The following is a 12,584-nucleotide window of genomic DNA, read 5'->3' as shown; positions in this document are numbered from 1 at the left end:
AAAGGTGAAATAAGGTTTAATCAACATCTTTATTGTCTATATTGTCATCAAATTCAATTTTATTTACTATACCTAAAAGCGTGCAAGCATACATATCATTTTTATCGCAAGATTTTTTAAGGAGATTAAAGCAGTCTGTATCACTTGTAACTCTAGTGTAAGTTTGTTGTAGATTTATAGAAAAACTCATTAGCCCAAGCCCAAAGATAGAATTTTTATCAATATATTTTTTTCTAACTCTTTTATTGTATTTTCTCTCATGTATTCTTCATATGATATGTCCGCACTAAATACAGAGTTTATACTCAAAAATAAAACTGATATTATGTATAAAAATTTTATTTTTCCTCTTTTATGATGTTGAAATAAAAGTTCGCACATTATAGTTATTTTAGATTTAATGGTAAAGATTCAAATATTTATAAGTATTTGTTACTTTTGTAAAAAGGAGAAATAGATTGCACTAAGCTATGGTGGCGATAAGGTAGATATTGCAGCGGTGTTGCTCGCAAGTAAAATACCAAAAATCTTTGCTTGATTGCACAGCAGTTTTTGAATGCAGTAAAGATCCAGCAGATATATAAAATTTCGATGCTTGATTATATTAAGATTCTAATTAAGCATGATTAAACGCGGCTCGCAGGATATGCCAGAGACACTAACTTTCGCACTCCTTGAGCAAATTGATGCAGAAGTGGAGAAGTTAAAAAAAGAGATAGATGCACTCAATAAGCTAAAAAGGGAGATGTTGGTATTTTGATATTTACACGCCTTTGACTTTAAATTAGATTTTTATATGCATTCAAAAATACTTTTTACACTTGACTTGATATATTCCTCATAACCATATAATGTTTTTTCTTCGTTATAGAAAAAGAGCTTAACACCAATATTTTGATTATTTTTCTCTATTGGAGTTTGATTCTCAAAAATGTTTCTAAATCCTTCAAGCTTTAAGCGTGCAATATCTTGCCCTTGTTTTAAGCCCTTTGGGTCGATAAATATTATAGTATTATCCTTAGTTTCTTTATGTCTTAACCAAAAAATAAAGTCTGGATAGAATCTTTTTTCGCTTTGTGCTTCTTTATCAAAATATGGGATATAAATTTCATCAATATTTTCTATAAGTTTGCTAAAACACCATTCATAAGCTTTTAAAACATTATCATCAAGCTTTATATATTCTTTTAATTCCTTTAAAAACTCAATTTCACTTGGTATTTTAATGCTATAAGAGATTTTATCATCATCTTTTTTAGAAATTAAGGGGCTATAATAATGCTCTTTTAATTCAGCATCAATAGTGTAGTCCATAAATTTAGCCTCTTGAGCTGCTTCTTTGAGTTTTAAGACTTCATCTATGGTGATTTTTCCTGCTTCAAACTCTGCTTTTAACTCTTTATCACTTTTTGCTCTTAAAACTTCTTTTATTTTTTGATTTAATTCCTCAATCATATTATAATCTAGTGTGCTTGTAAAATGATGAAAATGCTTTATCTCATCATTTATTGGTTCAAATTTTTCTAGCACCTTATAGCTTCTTGTAAAAAAGCTATCAAGCATTTTTAGCATTTTTTCATAGTCATGAAACTGCTTTCTGCCTTCTATCACGGCTATATTGCTTTTATTTTTGATTTTTTCTAAAGTCTTAAAGCCCAAAGCTTCACTTTTTAAATTAGCACTTAAAAGCAAAACATCTTCATCATAACTTTGCATAAAATCACAAAGCCCATTATAATCATCTTGTGAAATCTTATAGCTTCTTTCTTGCATAGCTTCTGTCTTATATTTTGGCACATATAAAGGCTTAAAAGTTTGATTTTTTCTAAAGCCTTTTAGGGCTTTTTTTGAGCTAAATTGCTGCATTTTTTCTAAGATATATTTAATCGCTTCTTTATCGCTAGCCATGATAAAAAGCGTTTCAAGCCATTGATTTTTAAAGCCTAGTTTTGAGCTTATATCAAAGCTTTTTAAGCCACATTTTTCAAGTCTTTTACGCAAGTATGCAAAAGGTTCTATTCTCACGCCTCTACCTATGGTTTGTAAAACATATTTTTTTGCTTGTGTGCTGCCTATATTGATAAAATTTATGATATTTACGCGGTTACTATCCCAGCCCTCGCTAAAAACCTTGCTACCCATCATTATATTTATAGGCGAATTTATATCATTAATGCTTGCAAAATATCCCTGCTCTAAATCCTCGCCTATATCAATTCCTAGCTCAAGTATATAATCTTTTTGCCACTCCTTAATATTTCCTATATTTAAAAGTAAAAAGGGCTTGCTTGCATTCTTGCTTTTAAAAACAAGTTCCTTATCATTACCCTTTATCCTGCAAGCCTCAATGCCAGCATTTGCACTTGCATAAAATACACTTTGTTTTACCTCATCTAAGCTTATGTTTTTTAGCTTTTCTATAAGTGCATTATCTAAATAATGCGTCCCAAAATATAAGCTTGCTTTTTCTAAATCCTTGCAAAGTTTTGCTAATAAACCCTCAAAGTCCTTAATCTCGCCTTTAACTATCTTTAATATAGCTTCAAAATACAGCTTTATACCAGCTATTTTCGTATTTACCTTATCTGAAACTGCTATGATTAAAGGATTATGATAAAGCAATTTTTTATGTTCATCTTTCTCAAAAGAATTTTCAAACTGCGTAAAAAGCTCCTTTTTAGCCTTTAAAATAGCCGAAAAGATAATAAAACTTTGCATGATTTTTTCAAGCTGTTCTACCTCGTTTTCCCCACTTGAAAAAGCCTTTAAATCAGAATCTAGCACAGCGATATTTTTACCATAGCCATCAAGATTAAAGCGTTCCAAATTATAATTAAACGCACAAGTTTGCATATCAATTTCATCATCAAAAGTCGCAGAGAAATTAAAGATAAATCCACTTGGTTTAGCATCTTGCCTAAGTCCTTTTGCAAGCTCGTTTATATAACTTTTTCGTGTTGAAAAGCCGCTATCACCCCTATGCGCTTCATCAAGCATGATATACCAACCATTTTCACGTAAATAATTTTTATAATTTAGCCTTTTTGCCTTTTTGCCTTTGCCTACATTTACTTCTTCATCAAGTAAATCACTCCTTGCTATATACAGCTTGCACGCACTTTCAAAAAGATTTGGCATGCTTTGTTTTTCATATTCTTTAAGTTCTAGAATCTGAATGGGCTTTTCTTGAAAATTATTATAAAGCAAGATAGTATTTTTAAATTGTTCTAAAATTTTATCATTGGGAGCAAGGAGCATTATGGGCTTAGATTCTAATTCTTTTTTATGCATAAGCCTAGCTAAAATCGCAATAAGCTTTATCATAACAATAGTTTTTCCACTCCCAGTTGTCATCCAAAAACTCGCGCGATTGATATTCTCAAGTTTTAGCCTACTATCATAACTTTGATAATGTGCTAGCAAGCCTTTTATATCATAAGTTCCTTGAGGAATAGGGCATTCTTTAAAAAGCATTAAAGCAATAATAGCATTTCTAAGCGCTTCACTTTGATAATTTTCAAGCGTGATTTTATCGCTAAAACTAGTAAAATCAATACTTTCTAAAATATCTTGAAAGCTAGTTTTATCAATACCTTGATTAATGATTTCATTGAGTATTAGCGTATCTGCTTTTTGTGTATTGTGCTTTTTGCTCATTTTAATTCCTTAATATTTTCCGCAAATTGTTCATATAAAATCTCTATTTCCTCTTTTGTTTTCTGCTTATAAAGTTTGTATTCAGAATCTACTCTATCCATTGCTAACTCATGACTTATTTTTCCTGCTCCCTGCAAAAGTTCACGATTATTAAATTGTAAAAATTTATTTAATTCATCTATATGCTCTTGCATTGTTTTTGTTTGCTTATTTTTTGCTGCAAGTTCAGCAAAATCAAAATACATGCTAACAATTAAATTTAATGTTTTTAACTCCTCTTCACTCAAATAGTTTTTAGCAATTTGCGCTTCTTTTTTTGTTGGCATTTTGCCTTTAAAATTTGTAAGTCCTAGATTTATTTTTTCGCTACTTATCCTATTGTAAATAACCTCGCTTGCAGTATTTCCATGTGCTGCAAAATGCAATTTATTTTGCACTGTTTTAAAAAGTTCTTGAGTTATATTTGCATTTTTATCATAATCAATCGCTGTGGCATAAATTTTTAATACTTGGGTATAGATTCTAGTTTCACTTGAGCGAATATCACGCAATTTTTCTAATAATTCATCAAAATAATCTTGCTTTTGTCCCTTTAACCTCTCATCATCAAGCACAAAGCCCTTGATAAGATACTCTTTTAAGATTCTACTCGCCCATTGACGAAACTGCGTGGCTCTTTTGGAATTGACACGATAGCCCACAGAGATAATCATATCAAGATTATAATAAAGCGTTTCATAATTTTTGCCATCACTAGCAGTATGTGCAAATTTTGCACATACTAAATTTTCCACTAATTCACCCTCTTCAAAAATATTTTTTATATGCTTAGTAATCACGCTTCTATCTTTATCAAAAAGCTCGGCAATCTGCCTTTGTGTAAGCCATAAGGTTTCATTTTCTAGCTTTATGCTAATTGCTGGAGTATTTGTAGAATCCTGATAAATAATGATTGAATTTGCTTGCTTATCTTGTTTCATTGTGCACCTTTGTATGATTTGCCATCATTGGCAGTATGTAAGTATTCCTTACATACTGAATCCTTTTGCAATTCTCCATCTTTGAGGATATTCCTAATGTGCATCGTGATATTTTGTTTTGAGGTGTCAAAACAAAGTTTCTTTAGAAAAAGTTTTGCCATAGCATCTTGGGCTAAAAATACACTCTCGCCTAGCTCATAAAGCTCAACCTTGACTTTTTTATCTTGTGTGGTGTAGAGGATTATGTTATTTTGCATTTTTGTTCTTTAAATTAGTTTGTCTAAATGCTGTAGCTATTCTTTGTTCTTTATCACCAACTTCTGATGTATAAAAAGCTCCAAATACGATGTGATGCAATGTATCAATATCTTGTGTATTCTTAATAGTAAATTGTCCATTATTCAAAATATCTATTTCATATTTTTTAGAATAATCAAGGTATTCATTTAAGTTTTCTTTTACCTCATCAAGCATATCTACTATTTGAGCTATTTTTCGTAATCTAGTTTTTTGTTTCAAAGTAGTATTCATATCAAACTTAATATCAAGAAAAGTATATTCACCACTTTGAAACTTATTTAAGTCTTCTGTATTCGCCTCTCTATAATATTTAGAAAATTTAGGAAACACATTCTCCAAATCAACAAAATTCGTGAAATATACCTTTTGTTGTTCTTGATTCCAATAGACATTGGTAATATTTGCAATAATTAATCTATTCTTATTTCTTTCAATCTTCAAATTATTCGCACTAATCAGATTTTTACTCAATATTTTTGATGGTGTTATTCTCTGTATGTAAAGATGGATTTTTTGATTTTCTTTTTTAAAAATGTATAGGGTTTCTAATTCTAAAATATCTTGATTATTGGCATTGTTACAGTGTGATGTTTGATTAATGTGTTCCAAATATGGCTCTATATCATCGTCATCTGTTTTAATAAAAAATATTTCATTCCCTTCTAACTTGTGGTTGCAATTATCTATAAAGCTAATCTCTTGATACTCATTTATAGGCAAATCCCAAACACCGCTTAAATCATCTTCCGCAACCAAACAAAAATGTTGCTTTTTTGTTTTGCCATAAATTTTTGTTTTATCCATTGTATTCCCCTTTATCAAGATAAGTAAAATCATTCAATCGTATCAAAGAGTCATGCTGTTTTATATTTTTAATTACCTGCTTTGATATAAGAAATATTTTATATCGAGCATATTCACTTCGTTTACTATCAATTGTAGCTTCATAGAAATTAAAGCCACAAATTAAAAGGTAGGGATTAAAAAATGAAAATTTACCCTTTAATATCAAAAACCAAATAAAAAGATAAGTAATACTAAATAATATCCAACCATGTATGCTATTTTCTTGACTATATGGAATACTCAATGCAATCACAAAATAAGTAATATAAATAGGTATATACTTTGGCTCTGCTATCTCTATTTCTGTGCTACATATTTGCTCGCTTTGCGTGTCTTTATAGCACTGCTGCACAACCACAATATATAACCACGATAGGAAAAGAGAGATGGCAAATATAATCAAGATAATAAGATAATTATTCACCACATAATCCCATATCTCTATGCTAATCTTAATTTCACTATTTTTTAAAATAAAAATTATGGCAAAAGGGGTAATTGCCACAGCTACATATAGATAATAAAATATTTTTAAAAATAATTCCATTTTTCTACTCCCACCAAATGAGATTTTTCAGTTTTGGGTATTTTGCCAAATCAATAGAATCTAGGTTTAGAATCTCTCCATTATCAAACTCACAAGATTCTACGCCTTTAGAATCTAAAAATAATCTTTTGATTTTCCACCCCATTAGATTTGCCATAGTGTGAAAAACATCAAAGCCATCTCTATACTCTGTGTGCATATCAAGGCACACACTCTCGCCTTTACTAAGCCTATCAATGAGTTTGCGGGATTTTCTATAATCAATTATTGCTTCACTCCTAGCATAGTCTTTACCTATGTAGCTATTTGTGTTTTCTACTTTTTGTAGCTCTTTATTGCAATCTAGCACATATTCACAATGGCTTAAAGCTTCCTCATAGGATTCTAATTCATAGTATCTAAATGCACCATTGCCTTTGTAATCGCATTCTTTGCTGATTCCACTTTGGAATCCTGCGATAACTTTTTTAAGACGAGGGAGTATTACCTTATAAAAATGCTCTCCCATTTCCACACCTAGCCATTTACGCCCGAGCTTTTGAGCTACGGCTAAGGTCGTGCCACTCCCTGCAAAAAAGTCAAGCACAATAGGCGTTGTCTTTGAGCGATAAATCGCGGATTCTGCGCCAAAGTCTTGGTCATTTAGACTTACTAAACTCCCTTCGCCTTTGTCTTGAAAACCGCAATTTCTCATCTCAAATACTTCCGCCTTAGAATCTACCTTTGTAGCAATTTCACAAATGCGTTTTAAAAGTTTTTCGGGTTTTGGAGTATCAAAACTTAAGTTTTCAAAATTATCTTTAACATCTTGTTTGCCTTGCTGTGTGTTTCCAACCTCTTTTTGCATTAGCAAAGTATTGTGGATAACTCCGTCTTTTACTTCGGTTAAAAATTTTTTTAACCTCGGGGTATTTTTTTGTTTTCACCAAACCAAAGTCTATTATCATTGTAAAGTTCAATTATTTTTTCTTTTGTAAATCTAGGGTATGTTCCGATTGGAGATTCCCATTCAACACCATTTGGAAAAACAACTTTATAACGCATATTTTCACTGCCACTTTTGGCTTGCAAAGTTATTGAAGTCCATACACCACGCGGGTCATTGTCGGGGTTTTTATATGATTCCAACATTTCATCGGTGCGTTGCAAAAGATTTGGTGTAAAAAAATTTAAATTCTTAGAGTAATTTAAAATGTATTCGTGATTTACACTATAAAACTTCGCATCATTCTGCCTCCCTCCCTTTTTCTCCCACACAAAATTTGCTACAAAATTCTCCTCTCCAAACACCTCATCACACACAAGCTTTAGTCTCGCTTGTTCTTTATCATCAATGCTGATAAACATACTCCCTTTATCATTTAAAAGCTCTTTGGAAAGTTCTAGGCGATTATTCATCATACTTAGCCACGAGGCGTGATTGAAATTATCCGCATAGATAAAGCCATCACTCCCTGTATTATACGGGGGGTCAATATAAATCAAATCCACTTTGCCTTGATATTTGGGCATTAGGGTATTTAGGGCTTGGAAATTATCAGCCTTGATAAGCTCGCCATTGAGTAGCGATTCTAAATTTTCAAAACTACTTAAAATCTTGTATTTTGTCTCTTTGCTAAAATGCTTCGTATCTATGGGGAGATAGCGGTATGTGTTATTACTCAATAAATCCTCTTTGTTAAAATCCTCATCAATGAGATTTAATTCTTGCCATTCTTTGATTTGGGATTCAAAGCCTTTGTCGTTTGTTATTAACCCTAAAAATTCTTTTATGAGAGAGGGGATGGGCTTGAATGTGCAAGTTTGGGTTAGTGCTTCGCACGAACGCGAAGTCGCTCCCTCCCCCCTCTCAAACTCTCCCCCCACCCCGACAACGCTTTTAAGGTTTGCGCTACGCACGATTTGATTTAAAATCACATCAAGGCTAAAAACATACTCTGTCTTTTTAGCAAATTTAGGCTTTAGCCACACAGCCTTTAGCTCATCTTCAAAATCAGCGATTAAATCTATCGTTAGCTTTGCGGCGTCTTTGATTTTTGTAATTTTTGCTAAAGTTTCTTGCGTAAAATCACTTAATTTATCATCTTTATGTAAGTAAGAAAAAAGCCACAAGTCAAACTGCTCGTTTAAAAACTCACGCGCATTTTTATGGATAAAGAAGTCTATTTCGCTTTGTTTTTTGTAACTTCTAAAGATTTTTTTGAGTTCCTCCTCATTGATTTTAATTTTAGAACTTTTAAGGATTTCATTTTGCCTTAAATCCTTTAAAAACTCCTCACTAAACTCATTAGAATTTTGCTTGAAAACATTATTAAGCTCGGGGAATAAGTCTTTTTGGTTGCTAACCTTGATAAGAATCTGCGCTTTACCCTCATCATTTGTTTCACCATTTATACTTTCAACACCCGCAAACTTAAAAATAATTTTGTTTTTAGTGTTATCGGTATTTTGCTTATATTCACTCGCATCAAATTTGAGTATATAATTTTCGCCCTCAAATTCCATGCTTTTATAAAGCTTATCAGATTTTACATAGTATAAATCCTGCGTTTTATAAAATAAGCTTGTATCGCTAGAATTGCTATAAACTCTAGCATAAATGTTTTTATAAATTGGGGTATTATTAAAAAATGGCGTGCCTGTTTCGTTTAGATAAGTATCAAAAAAGGTATAAAGCTTGTTGTAAATGTCTTGATTTTCATGAGTATCTGCACCTATGAAATTTTCTAGTTTTGATTTTAAGTGTTTAAAATATTTTGCCTTAATTTCAAGCAAATTTGTAAAGCCGTTTTTATCTTTTATATCTTTAATTTTTGAGCCGAGATAAGAGCTTTCTAATCTTGAGTAAAATTCGAGTTTATAGTTCATGAGATTGTATACCTTTTAACTTAGTGGTGCTGCTACGATATCAAAAATAGCCTTAAATGCTAATAGTAATCAGCTCTCTAGTGCCAACATGTAAGATTCTCTAAGTTTCTCTAAATTATACCTAGCATTTCGTGGGCTTGTGGAAGGTAATGCGTGGATTTTTAGGTTATTTATGGTGCATGTTTGCTGTGATTGATAGGCTTTAAAAAGCTTTGTAGCAGTTGCGCCATTTAGACAGATGGTGCGGATATTTGTATTTTTGATAATTGTGTAAATATCATTAAACGCGTGGATTTTAAGACTTGCATCATCAGAGTGTGTTATCTCACATTGCTTAGCGATATCCCACAATACAAGCCCATGCTTTGTGAGAAAATCTTGATATATCGCGATATTTGCAGAATCTAGCAGTGGTAACTCTTCATCAAAAATCGCACAGAGTAGCTTCCAAAAACGATTTTGCTTGTTGGCATAATAAAACCCCACTTCTCGCGACACAATAGAAGGAAATGAGCCAAGTATCAAAATCCTAGAATTTTCATCAATACTTGTCGGTGCAAATGGGTGGGTTTGCATATATATCCTTAGATTTATAGAAAATATTTTTTTATTATTGTTTATATTGCTAATGTAGTTTTGTCATGGTTTGTTCCTAGTTAAATTTAGATTCATAATTAATGCTCCGCCTATAACTAAAGCTCCAGCGATTGGTTGCTACCAAGCAAAATCATCAGATTTATAGAAAATATTTTTTTATTATTGTTTATATTGCTAATGTAGTTTTGTCATGGTTTGTTCCTAGTTAAATTTAGATTCATAATTAATGCTCCGCCTATAACTAAAGCTCCAGCGATTGGTTGCTACCAAGCAAAATCATCTAAGCCTATCTACCAAAATTACTTTATTTTATATTTGTAACTTATCTATGATTGTAAGGGATAATTTTGTATTTCACATTATTTTCTTCAACAAATTTTTGTACGCCATAATCTATATTTTTACAGCTTGTCACAAACACACGCTTCACTTTCTTTTTAGCAAAAATATTGTGGTTTTGCTCCAAATATGCTGTGCAATCTCCTAAAAATAATCGCAAGTGCTCTTGTTTGACTTGTGAGTTCTGCCAATTTTTACATTGAATTAAAAGTGCTTCTTTACCCTTATATGCTATCAGAATGCAACAGCAAAACTTTTAAATATAGATGCCATAAATAAAACAACAAAGATAAGAATAAAACTTCTAAATTCCATGCTTTCATTCCCTCCATTTCTCTATCGTCCTGTATTAGTTTAAATCACTGCTTCTATCTAGCTATGGCTATCTTTATCACTCTTTGCACTTATAAATTTCACCTCTATCGAGTACTATATAGAATCTCAAAATAAATTCCAATCTTTCTTTATATTTAATATATAGAGTATCTCCAATTAAATATGAAGTTTTATTCTTTAGAACATTTAATACAAGATTCTCATAATTCAAGCAAACCCATAGATCCTATAGTATCGATGTTTTGTCTGATTTCCCTACCTCATATTTTGCAATTTATTAGCTTTTTACATAAAAGTGCCATATTGCATATTTGAGAATTTAGCCATATATTCTAATACGCTAACTACCAGATACAGTAAAGTATAAATTAAATACTTCCTATCTCCTTCCATCCTCTAGTATTTTTCTCTCGCCTTTAGAATCTATCTCACACACCACATAGGGTAGCCCTTGTTTATTTAGTTCTTCCATAAATGGGTCGGGGTCGTTTTGCTCGATATTCCATATTCCAGCACCGCTATTAGAATCTACGCCCTGTTCTTCCCCGCCTTTTGGCATATCGCTATTTAGTTTTAAACGCTCGGCATTAAAATCTATAGAATCTGAAAAATGTGGATTTTGCTTAAGATTTGCAGGTTGGGCAGAAAAATCTGATTGAGATAAGGCTGATTGCCTATCGATTGAAGATTTTTCAAGCTCCTGTAAAGATTGAGTGAGAGCCACATTTTTAGTCTGTCCAATGCCCCATTTCCCCTCGAATATCAGCTTTGCTCCAATCATCGCTGGCACGCCTGTTGTATAGCTCACACCTTGTGCATTTACCTCACGATAGCAAGCCTCATGGTCGCAAATATTATAAATATAAATTGTGCGCTCCTTGCCGTCCTTTAACCCCTTCATATAGCAGCCAATATGCGTTTGCCCCTTTGTGCGAGGCGCAAGGCTTGCAGGGTCTGGCAAAAGAGTCTTTAACACTTCTATTGGCACGATTTTTTGCCCCTTATGTTCCACACTATCAACGCGCAAAAGCCCAACATTCTCAAGGCATTTCATGTGCGTTAAATAGCTTTCCCCAAAAGTCATAAAAAAGCGGATTTTACGCAACCCTCGGATATTTCGCACAAGAGATTCCAACTCCTCATGATAGAGCAAATATGAATTTTTCACGCCAACCTCTGGGTATTCCCATTCTTTCATTAATTTTAGTGGCACAACATCTCGCCAAGTCCCGCCTGCATAAGGCTCATTACGCAAATCCTGCGTGTTAGAATCTAGCTTAAAATGCTTTTCCTCGCACTCAAATTTGCGATAGATTTTATCCTCTTGTAAGTCGGGGTTTAGGGTTAAGTCGTTGTTGGATTGCTTCGCTTCGCTCGCAATGACGGGTGGCATAGATTGCTTCGCTCGTTCCTCACTCGCAATGACAGTCGTTGCTTCGCCCGCATTCATAGAATCCCGCGTCCAATATCGCGCCTTGCTAGAGACTTCACGTAAATTTATTTCTGGATTGAAATTAGTCGCAAAGGCATAGCCGTGATCCCCTGCGTTGCAGTCCAAAATATCGATGCTGTGGATTTCATCAAAATAATGCTTTTGCGCGTAGGCACAAAAAACATTCGTAACGCCCGGGTCAAAGCCGCTACCAAGTAGCCCAAAAATCCCCGCTTTTTTGTAGCGCGTGTCATACGCCCATTGCTCCTTATATTCAAAATGCGCGGAGTCTGGGTGTTCATAGTTTGCGGTATCAAGATAATGCACGCCTGTGCGCAAACAGGCTTCCATAATGCTTAAATCCTGATAAGGCAGGGCGACATTCACCACCACAAGCGGCTTTGCACGCTCAATCAAAGCCACCAAGCTATCCACATTATCCGCATCAACTTCTGCGATTTCGATTTCTCCCAAGCCCTTTGTGCGGATAGAATCTGCTATTGCTTTGCATTTGCTAAGTGTGCGGCTAGCTAGCACGATATGTGAGAAAACCTCCCTATTTTGTGCCATTTTATGTGCCACAACACCGCCAACGCCCCCCGCTCCGATTTGTAAAACTATATTATTATTTGCCATTTTATTACTCCAAAAAGCTATTTTGTGGATTCTATCAAATTTAGTA

At 33.1% G+C, this 12,584-nt stretch carries 10 protein-coding genes and 1 pseudogene; 1 reads left to right on the top strand and 10 read right to left on the bottom strand.

Going from position 1 to position 12,584, the window contains the following annotated elements; translation table 11 throughout:
- Window positions 1-16 precede the first annotated feature (16 nt).
- On the bottom strand, window positions 17-190 hold the full coding sequence (locus CQA42_RS08265; protein ID WP_181881484.1) for a hypothetical protein: 174 nt from the start codon (window positions 188-190) through the stop codon (window positions 17-19).
- Between the two features lie 432 nt (window positions 191-622).
- Here CQA42_RS08265 and CQA42_RS03245 point away from each other — a divergent pair, with 432 nt between their 5' ends.
- Window positions 623-760: a DUF2443 family protein gene (locus CQA42_RS03245; RefSeq protein ID WP_115583260.1), complete on the top strand. Its 138-nt coding sequence runs from the start codon at window positions 623-625 to the stop codon at window positions 758-760.
- Window positions 761-792: 32 nt separating this feature from the next.
- On the opposite strand, the gene CQA42_RS03240 is transcribed toward CQA42_RS03245, so the two are convergent.
- The 9 genes and pseudogenes from CQA42_RS03240 to CQA42_RS03200 form a co-directional block, all read right to left on the bottom strand.
- Entirely contained in the window at window positions 793-3,657 is a 2,865-nt protein-coding gene (locus CQA42_RS03240; protein ID WP_115583259.1) for a DEAD/DEAH box helicase family protein, read from the bottom strand.
- Entirely contained in the window at window positions 3,654-4,637 is a 984-nt protein-coding gene (locus CQA42_RS03235; protein WP_115583258.1) for a virulence RhuM family protein, read from the bottom strand. The genes CQA42_RS03240 and CQA42_RS03235 overlap by 4 nt, the downstream gene beginning before the upstream one ends.
- Window positions 4,634-4,894: a hypothetical protein gene (locus tag CQA42_RS03230; RefSeq protein ID WP_258865550.1), complete on the bottom strand. Its 261-nt coding sequence runs from the start codon at window positions 4,892-4,894 to the stop codon at window positions 4,634-4,636. The genes CQA42_RS03235 and CQA42_RS03230 overlap by 4 nt, the downstream gene beginning before the upstream one ends.
- The gene (locus tag CQA42_RS03225; protein WP_115583257.1) at window positions 4,884-5,741 is read right to left on the bottom strand and encodes a hypothetical protein; all 858 of its coding nucleotides are present in this window, start codon (window positions 5,739-5,741) and stop codon (window positions 4,884-4,886) included. The genes CQA42_RS03230 and CQA42_RS03225 overlap by 11 nt, the downstream gene beginning before the upstream one ends.
- On the bottom strand, window positions 5,734-6,330 hold the full coding sequence (locus tag CQA42_RS03220; protein WP_115583256.1) for a hypothetical protein: 597 nt from the start codon (window positions 6,328-6,330) through the stop codon (window positions 5,734-5,736). The genes CQA42_RS03225 and CQA42_RS03220 overlap by 8 nt, the downstream gene beginning before the upstream one ends.
- 4 nt (window positions 6,331-6,334) lie before the next feature.
- Window positions 6,335-7,138: pseudogene (locus tag CQA42_RS08260) on the bottom strand (DNA methyltransferase); the annotation flags it as partial.
- 89 nt (window positions 7,139-7,227) lie between these two features.
- Complete coding sequence (locus CQA42_RS03215; protein ID WP_181881483.1) at window positions 7,228-9,198, bottom strand: site-specific DNA-methyltransferase; 1,971 nt, start codon at window positions 9,196-9,198, stop codon at window positions 7,228-7,230.
- 69 nt (window positions 9,199-9,267) lie between these two features.
- Window positions 9,268-9,774 carry a DNA-deoxyinosine glycosylase gene (locus tag CQA42_RS03210; protein WP_115583255.1) on the bottom strand — a complete coding sequence of 169 codons (507 nt, stop codon included), beginning with the start codon at window positions 9,772-9,774 and terminating at the stop codon, window positions 9,268-9,270.
- A 1,075-nt stretch (window positions 9,775-10,849) separates the two neighbouring features.
- Window positions 10,850-12,538, bottom strand: a complete 1,689-nt coding sequence (locus tag CQA42_RS03200) for a saccharopine dehydrogenase family protein (protein ID WP_115583254.1) — start codon at window positions 12,536-12,538, stop codon at window positions 10,850-10,852.
- Between the last annotated feature and the right edge of the window lie 46 nt (window positions 12,539-12,584).

This window comes from Helicobacter sp. MIT 99-5507 (assembly GCF_003364295.1).
Classification (GTDB): domain Bacteria; phylum Campylobacterota; class Campylobacteria; order Campylobacterales; family Helicobacteraceae; genus NHYM01.
Note: the sequence above shows the minus strand (reverse complement) of the source record. Positions and strands in the feature narration are given on the sequence as shown.

Bases quoted from the DNA above. Each gene is read 5' to 3' on its own strand.
- CQA42_RS03240 (WP_115583259.1), bottom strand. From the start codon at position 3,657: ATGAGCAAAAAGCACAATACACAAAAAGCAGATACGCTAATACTCAAT.
- CQA42_RS03220 (WP_115583256.1), bottom strand. From the start codon at position 6,330: ATGGAATTATTTTTAAAAATATTTTATTATCTATATGTAGCTGTGGCA.
- CQA42_RS03230 (WP_258865550.1), bottom strand. From the start codon at position 4,894: ATGCAAAATAACATAATCCTCTACACCACACAAGATAAAAAAGTCAAG.
- CQA42_RS03235 (WP_115583258.1), bottom strand. From the start codon at position 4,637: ATGAAACAAGATAAGCAAGCAAATTCAATCATTATTTATCAGGATTCT.
- CQA42_RS03245 (WP_115583260.1), top strand. From the start codon at position 623: ATGATTAAACGCGGCTCGCAGGATATGCCAGAGACACTAACTTTCGCA.
- CQA42_RS03200 (WP_115583254.1), bottom strand. From the start codon at position 12,538: ATGGCAAATAATAATATAGTTTTACAAATCGGAGCGGGGGGCGTTGGC.
- CQA42_RS08265 (WP_181881484.1), bottom strand. From the start codon at position 190: ATGAGTTTTTCTATAAATCTACAACAAACTTACACTAGAGTTACAAGT.
- CQA42_RS03215 (WP_181881483.1), bottom strand. From the start codon at position 9,198: ATGAACTATAAACTCGAATTTTACTCAAGATTAGAAAGCTCTTATCTC.
- CQA42_RS03210 (WP_115583255.1), bottom strand. From the start codon at position 9,774: ATGCAAACCCACCCATTTGCACCGACAAGTATTGATGAAAATTCTAGG.
- CQA42_RS03225 (WP_115583257.1), bottom strand. From the start codon at position 5,741: ATGGATAAAACAAAAATTTATGGCAAAACAAAAAAGCAACATTTTTGT.